This window comes from Mesorhizobium sp. 131-2-1, from assembly GCF_016756535.1.
Taxonomy (GTDB): domain Bacteria; phylum Pseudomonadota; class Alphaproteobacteria; order Rhizobiales; family Rhizobiaceae; genus Mesorhizobium.
Map to the genome: position 1 here is coordinate 3,467,324 of NZ_AP023247.1, position 16,895 is coordinate 3,484,218.

Annotated in this window: 11 protein-coding genes; 9 read left to right on the forward strand and 2 right to left on the reverse strand. The window is 63.4% G+C overall.

Annotated elements, in window-relative coordinates; translation table 11 throughout:
* The first annotated feature begins 126 nt into the window (after nucleotides 1-126).
* From rplJ to JG743_RS16720, 5 genes are all read left to right on the forward strand, one after another.
* Nucleotides 127-645 carry a 50S ribosomal protein L10 gene (rplJ, locus tag JG743_RS16700; RefSeq protein WP_140515456.1) on the forward strand — a complete coding sequence of 173 codons (519 nt, stop codon included), beginning with the start codon at nucleotides 127-129 and terminating at the stop codon, nucleotides 643-645.
* Between the two features lie 54 nt (nucleotides 646-699).
* A complete protein-coding gene (rplL, locus tag JG743_RS16705) occupies nucleotides 700-1,080 on the forward strand; it encodes a 50S ribosomal protein L7/L12 (protein WP_059189560.1) in 381 nt (126 codons plus the stop codon).
* Nucleotides 1,081-1,331: 251 nt separating this feature from the next.
* The gene (gene rpoB / locus JG743_RS16710) at nucleotides 1,332-5,468 is read left to right on the forward strand and encodes a DNA-directed RNA polymerase subunit beta (protein ID WP_202291697.1); all 4,137 of its coding nucleotides are present in this window, start codon (nucleotides 1,332-1,334) and stop codon (nucleotides 5,466-5,468) included.
* A 130-nt stretch (nucleotides 5,469-5,598) separates the two neighbouring features.
* Nucleotides 5,599-9,795: a DNA-directed RNA polymerase subunit beta' gene (gene rpoC, locus JG743_RS16715; RefSeq protein WP_202291700.1), complete on the forward strand. Its 4,197-nt coding sequence runs from the start codon at nucleotides 5,599-5,601 to the stop codon at nucleotides 9,793-9,795.
* A gap of 75 nt (nucleotides 9,796-9,870) precedes the next feature.
* Entirely contained in the window at nucleotides 9,871-10,536 is a 666-nt protein-coding gene (locus JG743_RS16720) for an O-methyltransferase (protein WP_202291703.1), read from the forward strand.
* Between the two features lie 285 nt (nucleotides 10,537-10,821).
* On the opposite strand, the gene JG743_RS16725 is transcribed toward JG743_RS16720, so the two are convergent.
* Both JG743_RS16725 and JG743_RS16730 read right to left on the reverse strand, forming a co-directional pair.
* A complete protein-coding gene (locus tag JG743_RS16725) occupies nucleotides 10,822-11,757 on the reverse strand; it encodes a Gfo/Idh/MocA family protein (RefSeq protein WP_202291706.1) in 936 nt (311 codons plus the stop codon).
* Between the two features lie 95 nt (nucleotides 11,758-11,852).
* Nucleotides 11,853-12,134, reverse strand: a complete 282-nt coding sequence (locus tag JG743_RS16730; RefSeq protein WP_202291708.1) for a transcriptional regulator — start codon at nucleotides 12,132-12,134, stop codon at nucleotides 11,853-11,855.
* A 473-nt stretch (nucleotides 12,135-12,607) separates the two neighbouring features.
* Here JG743_RS16730 and rpsL point away from each other — a divergent pair, with 473 nt between their 5' ends.
* From rpsL to tuf, 4 genes are all read left to right on the forward strand, one after another.
* The gene (rpsL, locus tag JG743_RS16735) at nucleotides 12,608-12,979 is read left to right on the forward strand and encodes a 30S ribosomal protein S12 (RefSeq protein WP_006202128.1); all 372 of its coding nucleotides are present in this window, start codon (nucleotides 12,608-12,610) and stop codon (nucleotides 12,977-12,979) included.
* Nucleotides 12,980-13,043: 64 nt separating this feature from the next.
* Nucleotides 13,044-13,514, forward strand: coding sequence for a 30S ribosomal protein S7 (gene rpsG, locus JG743_RS16740; RefSeq protein WP_006202127.1), 471 nt, complete (start codon nucleotides 13,044-13,046; stop codon nucleotides 13,512-13,514).
* 29 nt (nucleotides 13,515-13,543) lie between these two features.
* Nucleotides 13,544-15,634, forward strand: a complete 2,091-nt coding sequence (gene fusA / locus JG743_RS16745) for an elongation factor G (protein WP_202291711.1) — start codon at nucleotides 13,544-13,546, stop codon at nucleotides 15,632-15,634.
* Nucleotides 15,635-15,699: 65 nt separating this feature from the next.
* Complete coding sequence (gene tuf, locus JG743_RS16750) at nucleotides 15,700-16,875, forward strand: elongation factor Tu (RefSeq protein ID WP_095805843.1); 1,176 nt, start codon at nucleotides 15,700-15,702, stop codon at nucleotides 16,873-16,875.
* The last annotated feature ends 20 nt before the right edge of the window (nucleotides 16,876-16,895 follow it).

A 16,895-nucleotide genomic window follows, 5' to 3' on the forward strand; every position in this document is an offset into this window, starting at 1 on the left:
CAGGATCCTCGAGCGTCGTTCGGGAGATCCGTTACTGGATGGCCCGGCCGGCAAAAGGCAACCCGACGCCTGTCCTCTAAATGGGAATGTTCCCATTGATGGGCAGGGGTCAACTGGAGATAGGCAGTGGACAGAGCGGAAAAACGCGAACTCGTCACGGGCCTGAATGATGCGTTTTCGAACGCTGGTTCAGTCGTCGTGGCCCACTACGCCGGTATCACCGTCGCGCAAATGAACGACCTTCGGTCGAAGATGCGCGCCGCCGGTGGCACCGTCAAAGTCGCGAAGAACCGTCTCGCCAAAATCGCTCTTCAGGGCACGGACTCCGCATCGATCATCGACCTGTTCAAGGGACAGACGCTGGTCGCTTATTCGGAGGATCCGATTGCGGCGCCGAAGGTCGCGTCCGATTTCGCCAAGGGAAATGACAAGCTCGTCATTCTCGGCGGCGCAATGGGCACCACCTCGCTCAACGCCGACGGTGTGAAGGCACTCGCCACACTTCCGTCGCTCGACGAGCTGCGCGCCAGGCTGGTTGGCATGATCGCCACGCCGGCAACCCGGATCGCCCAGATCGTCAATGCACCCGCGGCTTCGGTCGCGCGCGTCATCGGCGCTTACGCCCGGAAGGACGAGGCGGCATGAGGCCGTTCCTCGCTATCACAAACACACGTTCGAACCTTACGAAGGAATATGCAAATGGCTGATCTCGCAAAGATCGTAGACGACCTTTCGAAGCTGACCGTCCTCGAGGCGGCTGAGCTGTCGAAGCTCCTGGAAGAGAAGTGGGGCGTTTCGGCTGCTGCTCCGGTGGCGGTTGCCGCTGCTGGCGGCGCTGGTGCCGCTGCCGCTGCTCCGGCCGAAGAGAAGACGGAATTCGACGTCGTTCTCGCCGACGCTGGCGCCCAGAAGATCAACGTCATCAAGGAAGTCCGCGCCATCACCGGCCTTGGCCTCAAGGAAGCCAAGGACCTGGTCGAAGCGGCTCCGAAGCCGGTCAAGGAAGGCGTTTCCAAGGCCGACGCCGACAAGTTCAAGGCGCAGCTGGAAGCAGCCGGCGCCAAGGTCGAGCTGAAGTAAGCTTTGGCTGAGGCGGGCGGCCTCGCGCCGCCCGCCACTCCCTTGACGTCAAGGGAGCCCAAGAGCGCGAGACGTACGGAAACCTCTTTCCTGAGGGCCGCGGACCGGCCTTCAGGAAACGGGTTTTCTCCCGTTTTAACCGGCCGCCGACGGGCGGCGGGAAAACAGATCAGGGGCTGCCGCCGAGGCGGCCCGGAATGCAAGGCGAGCCGCGGCGAGGTTCGCCCCGAGAATCGAGCTAAGGAGCGACGATGGCCCAGACCCAGACTTTCAATGGCCGCAGACGCGTACGCAAGTTCTTCGGAAAGATCCCGGAAGTTGCGGAGATGCCGAACCTGATCGAGGTTCAGAAGGCATCCTACGACCAGTTCCTGATGGTGGACGAGCCCAAGGGCGGCCGTCCCGATGAAGGGCTGCAGGCCGTTTTCAAGTCGGTCTTCCCGATCTCCGATTTTTCCGGCTCCTCGATGCTGGAGTTCGTGAAGTACGAGTTCGAAGGACCGAAATTCGACGTTGACGAATGCCGTCAGCGCGACCTGACCTATGCCGCGCCGCTGAAGGTGACGCTGCGCCTCATCGTGTTCGATATCGACGAGGATACCGGCGCGAAGTCGATCAAGGACATCAAGGAGCAGGACGTCTACATGGGCGACATGCCGCTCATGACGTCCAACGGCACCTTCATCGTCAACGGCACCGAGCGCGTCATCGTCTCGCAGATGCACCGCTCGCCGGGCGTCTTCTTTGACCATGACAAGGGCAAGTCGCACTCGTCGGGCAAGCTGCTGTTTGCCGCGCGCGTCATTCCCTATCGCGGCTCGTGGCTCGACATCGAGTTCGATAGCAAGGACGTCGTGCACGCCCGCATCGACCGCCGCCGCAAGATTCCGGTGACGTCGCTGTTGATGGCGCTCGGCATGGACGGCGAGGAGATCCTGTCGACCTTCTACAACAAGATCACCTACAAGCGTGCCGGCGACCACTGGCGCATTCCCTTCAACGTCGAGCGCTTCCGCGGCCTCAAGGCCGTCGGCGACCTCGTCGATGCGGACACCGGCGAGATCGTCGTCGAGCAAGGCAAGAAGATCACCGCGCGCCAGGCCCGCCAGCTCGGCGAAAAGGGCCTGAAGGCGATCAAGGCGACCGACGAGGACCTGCTCGGCAACTACCTCGCCGAGGACATCGTCAACTACGCCACCGGCGAGATCTTCCTCGAGGCCGGCGACGAGATCGACGACAAGACGCTGAAGGTGCTGCTCGGCACCGGCGAGGGCGAGATCCAGATCCTCGACATCGACCACGTCAATGTCGGCGCCTACATCCGCAACACGCTCGCCGTCGACAAGAACGAGAGCCGCCAGGACGCGCTGTTCGACATCTACCGCGTCATGCGCCCGGGCGAGCCGCCAACGCTCGAGACCGCCGAAGCCATGTTCAACTCGCTGTTCTTCGACAGCGAGCGCTATGACCTGTCGGCCGTCGGCCGCGTCAAGATGAACATGCGCCTCGAGCTCAAGGCCGAGGACACCGTGCGCGTGCTGCGCAAGGAAGACATTCTGGCCGTGGTCAAGACGCTGGTCGAACTGCGCGACGGCAAGGGCGAGATCGACGACATCGACAATCTCGGCAACCGCCGCGTGCGCTCGGTCGGCGAGCTGATGGAAAACCAGTACCGCGTCGGCCTGCTGCGCATGGAGCGCGCGATCAAGGAGCGTATGTCCTCGATCGAGATCGACACTGTGATGCCGCAGGACCTGATCAACGCCAAGCCGGCGGCCGCCGCCGTGCGCGAGTTCTTCGGTTCCTCGCAGCTGTCGCAGTTCATGGACCAGACCAACCCGCTGTCGGAGATCACCCACAAGCGCCGCCTTTCGGCGCTTGGACCGGGCGGTCTGACCCGCGAGCGCGCTGGCTTTGAGGTGCGCGACGTGCATCCGACGCATTACGGCCGCATCTGCCCGATCGAGACGCCGGAAGGCCCGAATATCGGTCTGATCAACTCGCTGGCGACCTTCGCGCGCGTCAACAAGTATGGCTTCATCGAGAGCCCGTACCGCAAGATCGTCAGCGGCAAGCTGACCAACGAGGTTGTCTACCTGTCGGCCATGGAAGAGGCCAAGCACCATGTCGCGCAGGCCAATGCCGAGCTCGACAAGCATGGCGGCTTCGTCGACGAATTCGTCATCTGCCGCAACGCCGGCGAAGTGATGATGGCGCCGCGCGAGAACGTCGACCTGATGGACGTGTCGCCGAAGCAGATGGTTTCGGTGGCGGCAGCCCTCATCCCGTTCCTTGAGAACGACGACGCCAACCGCGCGCTGATGGGCTCGAACATGCAGCGTCAGGCCGTGCCGCTGGTGCGCGCCGAGGCGCCGTTCGTCGGCACCGGCATGGAGCCGATCGTCGCTCGTGACTCGGGCGCCGCCATCGGCGCCCGCCGCGGCGGCATCGTTGACCAGGTGGACGCGACGCGTATCGTCATCCGCGCCACGGAAGATCTCGATCCCGGCAAGTCCGGCGTCGACATCTACCGGCTGATGAAGTTCCAGCGTTCGAACCAGAACACCTGCATCAACCAGCGTCCGCTGGTGCGCATGGGCGACCGCGTCAACAAGGGCGACATCATTGCCGACGGTCCGTCGACCGAGCTCGGCGATCTGGCGCTCGGCCGCAACGTGCTGGTCGCGTTCATGCCGTGGAACGGCTACAACTACGAGGACTCGATCCTCTTGTCCGAACGCATCGTCGCCGACGACGTCTTCACCTCGATCCACATCGAGGAGTTCGAGGTCATGGCGCGCGACACCAAGCTCGGGCCGGAGGAAATCACGCGCGACATTCCGAACGTCTCGGAAGAAGCGCTGAAGAACCTCGACGAAGCTGGCATCGTCTACATCGGCGCGGAAGTGCAGCCGGGCGACATCCTGGTCGGCAAGATCACGCCGAAGGGCGAAAGCCCGATGACGCCGGAAGAGAAGCTCTTGCGCGCCATCTTCGGTGAAAAGGCTTCCGACGTGCGCGACACCTCGATGCGCATGCCTCCGGGAACCTTCGGCACGGTCGTCGAAGTGCGCGTCTTCAACCGCCACGGCGTGGAGAAGGACGAGCGCGCCATGGCGATCGAGCGCGAGGAGATCGAGCGCCTGGCCAAGGACCGCGACGACGAGCAGGCGATCCTGGACCGCAACGTCTATTCGCGCCTGTCCGACATGCTCGTCGGCAAGGATGCGATTGCCGGACCGAAGGGCTTCAAGAAGGGCTCGAAGCTGTCGAAGGACACGCTGGACGAATATCCGCGCTCGCAGTGGTGGCAGTTCGCGGTGGAGAACGAGAAGCTCCAGAGCGAACTGGAAGCGCTCCGCGGCCAGTACGACGACTCCAAGAAGGCGCTCGAGCAGCGCTTCATGGACAAGGTCGAGAAGGTGCAGCGCGGCGACGAGATGCCTCCGGGCGTCATGAAGATGGTCAAGGTCTTCGTGGCGGTGAAGCGCAAGATGCAGCCGGGCGACAAGATGGCCGGCCGTCACGGCAACAAGGGTGTCGTGTCGCGCATCGTTCCGGTCGAGGACATGCCTTTCCTCGAGGACGGCACGCATGCCGATATCGTGCTCAACCCGCTGGGTGTGCCGAGCCGTATGAATGTCGGCCAGATCCTGGAGACGCATCTGGGCTGGGCCTGCGCCGGCATGGGCAGGAAGATCGGCGAGCTGATCGACGCCTACAAGGCTGGCGGCGACATCAAGCCACTGCGCAAGACGCTGGAAAGCTTCATGCCTTCCAACGACCGCAACGAGCCGATCCGCGAGTATGACGACGAGAGCATCATTCGCTTGAGCGAGCAGATGCGCCGCGGCGTCTCCATCGCGACCCCGGTGTTCGACGGCGCGCACGAAGCCGACATCAACACCATGCTGGAGCAGGCTGGCCTGCACACCAGCGGTCAGTCGCAGCTCTATGACGGCCGCACCGGCGAGCCGTTCGATCGCAAGGTGACGATGGGCTACATCTACATGCTCAAGCTTCACCACCTGGTGGACGACAAGATCCACGCGCGTTCGATCGGTCCGTACTCGCTGGTCACCCAGCAGCCGCTGGGCGGCAAGGCGCAGTTCGGCGGCCAGCGCTTCGGCGAAATGGAGGTCTGGGCGCTGGAAGCCTATGGCGCCGCCTACACGCTGCAGGAGATGCTGACGGTGAAGTCGGACGACGTCGCCGGACGCACCAAGGTCTATGAAGCGATCGTCAGAGGCGACGACACGTTCGAGGCAGGCATCCCCGAGAGCTTCAACGTTCTCGTCAAGGAGATGCGCTCGCTCGGCCTCAATGTCGAACTGGAGAACACCAAGTTCGACGATGCGCCGGTGCAGCTGCCCGACGCCGCCGAGTAAGGCAAATGGCGCGCCGCGCAAGGCCGCGGCGCGCCGATCAAATTCCTCGGCCGGTGGGCCGACCAGTCTGCGGGCATTCGGCCCGCGTTAGATGCAAGGGGTTTTCGAGGACCCCGAAAAGGAGAACGGCATGAACCAAGAGGTCATGAATCTCTTCAACCCGCAGGCGCCGGCGCAGGTGTTCGATTCCATCCGGATATCGCTCGCCAGCCCTGAGAAGATTCTGTCCTGGTCGTTCGGCGAGATCAAGAAGCCGGAGACCATCAACTACCGCACTTTCAAGCCGGAGCGTGACGGCCTGTTCTGCGCGCGCATTTTCGGTCCGATCAAGGACTATGAGTGCCTGTGCGGCAAGTACAAGCGCATGAAGTACAAGGGCGTCATCTGCGAGAAGTGCGGCGTCGAAGTCACGCTGTCGCGCGTGCGGCGCGAGCGCATGGGCCATATCGAGCTCGCCGCGCCCGTCGCCCATATCTGGTTCCTGAAGTCGCTGCCTTCGCGCATCGGCACGCTGCTCGACATGACGCTGAAGGACATCGAGCGCGTCCTCTACTTCGAGAACTACATCGTCACCGAGCCCGGCCTCACCGCGCTGAAGGAGCACCAGCTGCTCAGCGAGGAAGAGTACATGATCGCCGTCGACGAGTATGGCGAGGATTCGTTCACCGCCATGATCGGCGCCGAGGCCATCCACGACCTGCTGGCCGGCATGGACCTGGAGAAGATCGCCGGCGACCTGCGTTCGGAACTGGCTTCGACCACGTCCGAGCTCAAGCAGAAGAAGTACCTGAAGCGTCTCAAGGTCGTCGAGAACTTCATGGAGTCCGGCAACCGTCCGGAATGGATGATCATGAAGGTGGTTCCGGTGATCCCGCCGGACCTGCGCCCGCTGGTTCCCCTGGATGGTGGACGTTTCGCGACGTCCGACCTGAACGATCTCTATCGTCGCGTCATCAACCGCAACAACCGCCTCAAGCGGCTGATCGAGCTGCGCGCGCCCGGCATCATCGTGCGCAATGAAAAGCGCATGCTGCAGGAAGCGGTCGACGCCCTGTTCGACAACGGCCGCCGCGGCCGTGTCATCACCGGCGCCAACAAGCGTCCGCTGAAGTCGCTGTCCGACATGCTGAAGGGCAAGCAGGGCCGGTTCCGCCAGAACCTGCTCGGCAAGCGCGTCGACTATTCCGGCCGCTCGGTCATCGTGACCGGCCCGGAGCTCAAGCTGCATCAGTGCGGCCTGCCGAAGAAGATGGCGCTCGAACTGTTCAAGCCCTTCATCTACGCCCGCCTCGACGCCAAGGGTTTCTCCTCGACCGTCAAGCAGGCCAAGAAGCTGGTCGAGAAGGAGCGTCCGGAAGTCTGGGATATCCTGGACGAGGTCATCCGCGAGCATCCGGTGCTCCTGAACCGCGCGCCGACGCTGCACCGCCTCGGCATCCAGGCGTTCGAGCCGATCCTGATCGAGGGCAAGGCGATTCAGCTGCATCCGCTGGTCTGCACGGCCTTCAACGCCGACTTCGACGGCGACCAGATGGCCGTTCACGTGCCGCTGTCGCTGGAAGCGCAGCTCGAGGCTCGCGTGCTGATGATGTCGACCAACAACATCCTGCATCCGGCTTCCGGCGCGCCGATCATCGTGCCGTCGCAGGACATGGTTCTCGGTCTCTACTATCTCTCGATCGTCAACCAGAACGAGCCGGGCGAGGGCATGGTGTTCGCCGACATGGGCGAGCTCCAGCACGCGCTGGAGACCAAGGCGGTGACGCTGCACGCCAAGATCAAGGGCCGCTTCCGCTCGGTCGATGCCGCAGGCAACGTCGTGTCGAAGATCTACGACACCACGCCCGGCCGCATGATCATCGGCGAGCTGCTGCCGAAGAACGTCAACGTGCCTTACGAGACCGCCAACCAGGAGATGACCAAGAAGAACATCTCCAAGATGATCGACACCGTCTACCGCCATTGCGGTCAGAAGGAGACGGTCATTTTCTGCGATCGCATCATGGCGCTCGGCTTCGCGCATGCCTGCCGCGCCGGCATCTCGTTCGGCAAGGACGACATGCTGATCCCGGATACCAAGATCAAGCTGGTGTCCGAGACCGAAGCTTTGGCCAAGGAATATGAGCAGCAGTACAATGACGGCCTGATCACCCAGGGCGAGAAGTACAACAAGGTCGTCGACGCCTGGGCCAAGTGCTCGGAAAAGGTCGCCGACGAGATGATGGCCCGCATCAAGGCCGTCGAGTTCGAGGACAATGGCCGTCAGAAGCCGATGAACTCGATCTACATGATGTCGCATTCGGGTGCGCGCGGTTCGCCCACCCAGATGCGCCAGCTCGCCGGCATGCGCGGCCTGATGGCCAAGCCGTCGGGTGAAATCATCGAGACGCCGATCATCTCGAACTTCAAGGAAGGCCTCACCGTGCTCGAGTACTTCAACTCGACCCACGGCGCCCGTAAGGGTCTGGCCGACACCGCTTTGAAGACGGCGAACTCGGGTTACCTCACCCGTCGTCTCGTCGACGTGGCGCAGGACTGCATCGTCAACTCGCTCGACTGCGGCACCGACAAGGGCCTCACCATGCAGCCGATCGTCGATGCCGGCCAGATCGTCGCTTCGATCGGTCAGCGGGTACTCGGCCGCACGGCGCTCGACGACATCAACCATCCGGTCTCCGGCGAAGTGCTGGTCAAGGCCGGCAAGCTGATGGACGAACGCGACGTCGAGCAGATCGAGAAGGCCGGCGTGCAGTCGGTGCGCATCCGCTCGGCGCTGACCTGCGAGGTCAGGACCGGCGTCTGCGCGGTCTGCTACGGACGCGACCTCGCCCGCGGTACCCCTGTCAACCAGGGCGAGGCCGTCGGCGTCATCGCGGCGCAGTCGATCGGCGAGCCGGGCACGCAGCTCACCATGCGTACCTTCCACATGGGCGGCACGGCGCAGGTGGTGGACTCTTCGTTCCTCGAAGCCTCGTATGAGGGCAAGGTCGAGATCCGCAACCGCAACGTGGTGCGCAACTCCGACGGTCAGCAGATGGTCATGGGCCGCAACATGGCGGTGCTGATCCTCGACGAGACCGGCAAGGAACGCGCCACGCACCGCGTCACCTATGGTTCGCGCATCTTCGTGGACGATGGCGACAAGGTGAAGCGCGGCCAGCGCATCGCCGAGTGGGATCCTTACACCCGCCCGATCCTCACCGAAATCGAGGGCAAGGTGCAGTTCGAGGATCTGGTCGACGGCATTTCCGTCCAGGAAACGGCCGACGAATCGACCGGCATCACCAAGCGCGAGGTCATCGACTGGCGTTCGACGCCGCGCGGCAACGACCTGAAGCCCGCGATCGTCGTGCATGACGCCAAGGGCAAGGTCGGCAAGCTGTCGAAGGGCGGCGATGCCCGCTTCCTGCTCTCGGTCGAGGCCATCCTCTCGGTCGAGCCGGGCGCGCATGTACGTCCCGGCGACGTGCTGGCGCGTATTCCGATGGAAAGCGCCAAGACAAAGGACATCACCGGCGGTCTGCCGCGTGTTGCCGAACTGTTCGAGGCACGTCGTCCGAAGGATCACGCCATCATCGCCGAGATCGATGGCACGGTCCGCTTCGGCCGCGACTACAAGAACAAGCGCCGCATCATCATCGAGCCGCATGACTCGACGCTTGAGCCGGTCGAATACCTGATCCCGAAGGGCAAGCCGTTCCATCTCCAGGACGGCGACGTCATCGAGAAGGGCGACTACATCCTCGACGGCAACCCGGCGCCGCACGATATCCTGGCGATCAAGGGCGTGGAGGCGCTTGCGTCCTACCTCGTCAACGAGATCCAGGAGGTCTACCGCCTGCAGGGCGTGTCGATCAACGACAAGCACATCGAGGTGATCGTTCGCCAGATGCTGCAGAAGGTCGAGATCACCACGCAGGGCGACTCGACCTACATTCCGGGCGACCACGTCGACGTGATCGAGCTGGAAGAGGTCAACGAGCGGCTGATCGAGGACGGCAAGAAGCCGGCCGAAGGCCAGCCGGTGCTGCTCGGCATCACCAAGGCCTCGCTGCAGACGCCGTCCTTCATCTCTGCCGCCTCCTTCCAGGAGACGACCAGGGTGCTCACCGAAGCAGCCGTTGCCGGCAAGACCGACATGCTGCAGGGCCTGAAGGAAAACGTCATCGTCGGCCGGCTGATCCCGGCAGGCACCGGTGGCACGATGAGCCAGATCCGGCGCATCGCCACCTCGCGCGACGAGCTGATCATCGACGAGCGCCGCAAGGCCTCGGGCGTCGAGGTCGCTGAGCCGATGCTGACCGACATGGTCACCGCCGCGCAGTAAGCGCGGCACGGACGAGAAGAAGGAAAGGGGCCCCAAGTGGCCCCTTTTCGCATTTTGGCTCCACGAGGAAATATCATGAGCAAGAAGACCTGGACGGCCGTCGACGACTACATAGTTGCCTCGCTCTTCGAGGCAGATCCCGTGCTTGACGCGGTGCTGGCCGTCAATCGCGACCAGGACCTGCCGGCGATCGATGTTTCGGCCGCGCAGGGCAAGCTGTTGTCGCTGCTGGTGCGCATCCGCGGCGCAAGCAAGGTGCTCGAAATCGGCACGCTTGGCGGCTATTCGACGATCTGGATGGCGCGCGGACTGCCTGCCGACGGCAGGATCGTGACGCTTGAGCTCGATCCACACCACGCCAAGGTTGCGCGCGCGAATTTCGAGCGGGCAGGGGTTTCCGACACGATCGATCTGCACGTCGGTCCGGCACTTCAGTCGCTCGCCGCGCTGGGCGGCGAGAATGCCGGCCCGTTCGACCTGATCTTCATCGACGCCGACAAGCCGAACAACCCGAATTATCTCGACTGGGCGATGCGGCTGTCGCGCCCGGGGACCGTCATCGTCTGCGACAACGTCATCCGCGATGGCGCCGTGGTGCATGAAAAGAGCGGCGACGCCAACGTCGAAGGCGCACGCGCCGCGTTTTCCTTCATCGGCGGCGACAAGCGGCTCGACGGCACCGCCATCCAGACCGTCGGCGCCAAGGGCTATGACGGGTTTGCCATAGCGATCGTCAAGTGACATCACATCGTGAATGACGATGATATCAGACCAACTCGGTCGTGCTCACTTTGTCTTCGGCTGTTCGTTTGACGACCGGCTTCCCCCAATCCGTCGCTGCTTCGCAGCGCCACCTTTCCCCCCTCCGGAGGCGCGTTGGACGAGCGTCGGCGGCAATAGGTTCGCTCCCTTCCTCTACCCCGTCGATCGGGGGAGAGGTGGCTCGGCGTAGACGAGAAGGAGTGGGGGTCGACCTGGCACGAGCGGGCATTCCAGCCAGGTCCGCGATCCCTTCGCATGCACAAATCAGTCGAAAAACGCCTCGACCACATTGCGCTTGCCGAGCATGAAGGCGTCGGCGACGTGCTGTAGCGGCGCCAGGTCGACGTCGGAGACGCCGGCGCGGACGATCTCGGCGAAGCGCTGGTAGAGCATAGGGTATTCTGCTTCCGGCTCGTCATGGACGATGCTGCCGTCGATGGCGAGCTTGGCGCCGCCACCCGAAAGCACCATCTTGCCCTTGTCCGTCTCGGCCAGAATGTCCCAGCTCTGCGGGCCCGTCTGCAGCCAGTCGAGCTCCATCGTCACCGGCACACCGTTCGAGGTGCGGAAGGCGACATGCGCCGCCACCGGGGATGCGCGATTCTCCGGAAAATCGAGAACCGCCGAAGTGATGAACATCGCCGGCAGGATGTGGGTGGCGATCGACAGCGCGTTGATGCCCGGGTCGAAGACGCCAAAGCCGCCCGGCGCCCAGATCCACTCCTGGTTCGGATGCCAGCGGCGAACGTCTTCCTTCCAGATGATGGCGGCGGAACTGATCTTGGCAGAAGCCAGGAAGGCGCGCGCGGCCTCGACGGCTGGCGCATAGCGCGAATGCCAGCTGGCGAACAGGCAGACGCCATGCTTGGCGGCAATCCGCTTCAGGTCCTCGACCTCGCTGACCGTGGCGCCTGGCGGCTTCTCAAGGAAGACATGCTTCTTTGCTTCCAGCGCGGCGCGCGCGGCATCATAGCGGAACTGCGGCGGCATGCAGAGCGAGACGGCCTCGAGTTCCGGCACCGCATCGAGCATTGCCTCGATGGTCGGGAAATTCGGGATGCCGTCGACCTTGCCGTGCCGGCTGGCGGCGGCGATGAGCTGGTAATCCCCATCCTTCCCCAGAGCCGGAAGATGCTGGTCGCGGACGATCTTTCCCACGCCGACGATGCCGAGCTTGATGGGACCTTTGTTCGAGGGCATGGGAACTCCAGGTATTGGAAGGATGGTGTGTTTCTAAGCAGGGAAGCGATGCCGGGCAAGCCGGCGTCATCAGCCGCTGCGGGCTCGATGCAAATTCAGATCGGCTCGTCGAAGGTGATGATGGACACTTCGCCTTCGAGCGCGCCCTGGTAGGCCGACAAATGCGGTTCGTCGTCGGGCGCGCCGTCCATGTCGCCGATCTGGTCGAGCTCGGCCTCGGCATAGCCTTCCGCGGCTAGCGAATCGAGCGCCTTGCGCGCCGCCGAATCGTCGTCGGGCGCCACCAGCATCACGTGGACGCCTTCCGGCTTACCGCCTTTCTTCTTCCAGACACGGCCGGTGATGATGGTGACCGGGCGCTCCTCATTGTCGTTCACGTGCTGATTCCTCTTGGCAACGGGCGGGCGAGGGCATTTCTGCTGCTCAAGCCGCCTTTTGGCATGAAGCATGGCCGGACGACAGTCAAAAGCCGGTCACTTTCTTCCTCGCCCTTGCAAAAAGACGCAAGAAAATTACATGCGTTTTTCGCATGGCTGCCAAGCCCCGGTCTGCACGCAATATTTGCCAGCGCGGGGTTGACGGTTCGAAGGGTTGCGAGTAGAAGCCGCCCAGTCAGAACCGATGTGAGGCTTTCCTTTTCGAGGCGACACGCCTTGGAGTTTGCCTCAAACAGGGTTCGTTTTACGAGCGAAAAGACATTTCCGGCGCGCATGAAGCGGTTTCCGCTTCCTCTGCAATTTGTTCGGGCAGGACCGCGAGGCGCGGTGTGTTGCCCGAATTTGCGTATGGAAACGACGCTTTGAGCGGCCCTGACCGGGCAAGACACGGAATTGAGAGACAAGAGGGTTTAATGCCTACCGTCAACCAGCTGATCCGCAAGCCGCGCCTGGCGCCGGTGAAGCGAAACAAGGTCCCGGCCATGCAGCAGAACCCGCAGAAGCGGGGCGTCTGCACGCGCGTCTACACGACGACGCCGAAGAAGCCGAACTCGGCGCTGCGCAAGGTGGCCAAGATCCGCCTGACCAATGGTTTCGAAGTGATCGGCTACATCCCGGGCGAAGGCCACAACCTGCAGGAACACTCCGTGGTCATGATCCGCGGCGGCCGCGTCAAGGACCTTCCGGGTGTCCGCTACCACATCATCCGCGGCGTGCTCGACACGCAGGGTGTGAAGAACCGCAAGCAGCGCCGTTCGAAATACGGTGCCAAGCGCCCGAAGTAAGGTTTTCCGGCTTCGGCGCTTTTTTTGACTGCGCCGGGCTATGAGAGATTGAGAGACAAAAGCCATGTCCCGTCGTCACAGTGCAGAAAAGCGTGAGATCAATCCGGACCCCAAGTTCGGCGACCTGATCGTCACCAAGTTCATGAACGCCGTCATGTATGACGGCAAGAAGTCGGTTGCCGAGACCATCGTCTACGGCGCGCTGGACCAGGTCCAGTCCAAGACCAAGCAGGAGCCGGTCACCGTCTTCCATCAGGCGCTCGACAATGTCGCGCCGCATGTGGAAGTGCGCTCGCGCCGCGTCGGCGGCGCCACCTACCAGGTTCCGGTCGACGTGCGTCCCGAGCGCCGCCAGGCGCTGGCGATCCGCTGGCTGATCGCGGCTGCCCGCAACCGCAACGAGACCACCATGATCGACCGCCTCTCGGGCGAGCTGATGGACGCGGCCAACAACCGCGGCACGGCCGTCAAGAAGCGTGAAGACACCCACAAGATGGCAGAAGCCAACCGCGCCTTCGCGCACTACCGCTGGTAAAGCGCGAACGAGACTGAGAGGCACCTACCATGGCCCGCGAATACAAAATCGAAGACTACCGCAATTTCGGTATCATGGCGCATATCGACGCCGGCAAGACGACGACGACCGAGCGCGTCCTGTACTACACGGGCAAGTCGCACAAGATCGGTGAAGTCCACGACGGCGCCGCCACCATGGACTGGATGGAGCAGGAGCAGGAGCGCGGCATCACCATCACGTCCGCCGCGACCACGACCTTCTGGAAGGGCCGTGACGGCAAGATGCGCCGCTTCAACATCATCGACACCCCCGGACACGTCGACTTCACCATCGAGGTCGAGCGTTCGCTGCGCGTGCTCGACGGCGCGATCGCGCTGCTCGACGCCAATGCCGGTGTCGAGCCGCAGACGGAAACCGTCTGGCGCCAGGCCGACAAGTACCACGTGCCGCGCATGATCTTCTGCAACAAGATGGACAAGATCGGCGCCGACTTCTACCGCTCGGTCGAGATGATCGGCTCGCGCCTCGGCGCCCAGGCCGTCGTCATGCAGCTGCCGATCGGCGCCGAGACCGAGTTCAAGGGCATCGTCGACCTCGTCGAGATGAACGCGCTGGTCTGGCGCGACGAGACCCTGGGTGCCGCCTGGGACGTCGTCGAGATCCCGGCCGACCTCAAAGCCCGCGCCGAGGAATACCGCGAGAAGATGATCGAAGCCGCCGTCGAGATGGACGAGACGGCGCTCGAGAACTACCTCGAAGGCAAGATGCCGTCGAACGACGAGATCCGCGCGCTGATCCGCAAGGGCACCATCGCGGTCAAGTTCTTCCCGATGTTCTGCGGCTCGGCCTTCAAGAACAAGGGCGTGCAGCCGCTGCTCGACGCCGTCGTCGAATACCTGCCGTCGCCGGCGGACGTTCCGGCCATCAAGGGCGTCGATGCCAAGACCGACGCCGAGATCGAGCGTCATGCGGACGACAACGAGCCGCTGTCGATGCTGGCCTTCAAGATCATGAACGACCCGTTCGTCGGCTCGCTCACCTTCGCGCGCATCTATTCGGGCAAGCTCTCCAAGGGCGTCTCGCTCGACAACACCGTGAAGGGCAAGAAGGAGCGCATCGGCCGCATGCTGCAGATGCATGCGAACTCGCGCGCCGACATCGAAGAGGCTTACGCCGGCGACATCGTCGCCCTGGCCGGCCTCAAGGATACGACCACCGGCGATACGCTCTGCGATCCGCTGCACCCGGTCATCCTCGAGCGCATGGAATTCCCCGATCCGGTCATCCAGATCGCCATCGAGCCGAAGACCAAGAACGACCAGGAGAAGATGGGCCTCGCCCTGCATCGCCTGGCTGCCGAGGATCCGTCCTTCCGCGTCAAGACCGACGAGGAAAGCGGCCAGACCATCATCGCCGGCATGGGCGAGCTGCACCTCGACATCATCGTCGACCGCATGCGTCGCGAGTTCAAGGTCGAGGCCAATATCGGCGCGCCGCAGGTTGCCTATCGCGAGACGATCACCCGCTCGCATGAGCAGGACTACACGCACAAGAAGCAGACCGGCGGTACCGGTCAGTTCGCCCGCGTCAAGATCCTGTTCGAGCCGGATGCCGAAGGCGGCGACTTCAAGTTCGAGTCGAAGATCGTCGGCGGCGCGGTGCCGAAGGAATACGTCCCCGGCGTCGAGAAGGGCATCAACAGCGTGCTGTCGTCCGGTCCGTTCGCCGGCTTCCCGATGATCGGCGTCAAGGCGACGCTCATTGACGGCGCCTTCCACGACGTCGACTCCTCGGTGCTCGCATTCGAAATCGCCGGCCGCGCTTGCTTCCGTGAAGCCGCGCCGAAGCTCGGCGTGCAGTTGCTCGAGCCGATCATGAAGGTCGAGGTCGTGACGCCGGAAGACTACGTCGGCAGCGTCATCGGCGACCTCAACGGCCGCCGTGGCCAGATCCAGGGCCAGGAAGCGCGCGGCGTGGCCGTCGTCATCAACGCGATGGTGCCGCTCGCCAACATGTTCAAGTACGTCGACAATCTGCGTTCGATGTCGCAGGGCCGCGCCCAGTACACGATGCAGTTCGACCACTACGAGCCGGTTCCGACCGCGGTCGCCCAGGAAGTCCAGAAGAAATACGCGTAACTCGAGCGGGTTGCACGAGACCTTAATTCAAGCCCCGCACGGGCAAGCAGGAATGGAGACATCACATGGCAAAAGGTAAATTCGAGCGCACCAAGCCGCATGTGAACATTGGCACGATCGGCCACGTCGATCATGGCAAGACGTCGCTGACGGCGGCGATCACGAAGTATTTTGGCGAATACAAGCGCTATGACCAGATCGACGCAGCGCCGGAAGAGAAGGCGCGCGGCATCACCATTTCGACGGCGCACGTCGAGTACGAGACGGCCAACCGTCACTATGCCCACGTCGACTGCCCCGGCCACGCCGACTATGTGAAGAACATGATCACCGGCGCCGCGCAGATGGACGGCGCGATCCTGGTGGTTTCGGCCGCCGACGGCCCGATGCCGCAGACCCGCGAGCACATCCTGCTCGCCCGCCAGGTCGGCGTGCCGTCGATCGTGGTGTTCCTGAACAAGGTCGACCAGGTCGACGACGCCGAGCTGCTCGAGCTGGTCGAGCTCGAGGTTCGCGAGCTCTTGACCAAGAACGAGTTCCCCGGCGACGACATTCCGATCGTCAAGGGTTCGGCGCTGGCCGCACTTGAGGATTCGAACAAGACCATCGGCGAGGACGCGATCCGCGAGCTGATGGCGCAGGTCGACGCCTACATCCCGACGCCGGTTCGTCCGCTGGACAAGCCGTTCCTGATGCCGATCGAAGACGTGTTCTCGATCTCGGGCCGCGGCACGGTCGTGACCGGCCGCGTCGAGCGCGGCGTGGTCAAGGTCGGCGAGGAACTCGAGATCGTCGGCATCCGTCCGACGACCAAGACGACCTGCACGGGCGTCGAGATGTTCCGCAAGCTGCTCGACCAGGGCCAGGCCGGCGACAACATCGGCGCGCTGCTGCGCGGCGTCGACCGTGAAGGCGTCGAGCGCGGCCAGGTCCTGGCCAAGCCGGGCTCGGTGAAGCCGCACAAGAAGTTCGTGGCCGAAGCCTACATCCTGACCAAGGACGAAGGCGGCCGCCACACGCCGTTCTTCACCAACTACCGTCCGCAGTTCTACTTCCGCACCACCGACGTGACCGGCATCGTGACGCTGCCGGCGGGCACCGAGATGGTGATGCCTGGCGACAACATCACGGTCGACGTCGAGCTGATCGTGCCGATCGCCATGGAAGAGAAGCTGCGCTTCGCCATCCGTGAAGGCGGCCGCACCGTCGGTGCCGGCATCGTCGTCACCATCAAAGAATAATTGGACTTAAACCGATCTGT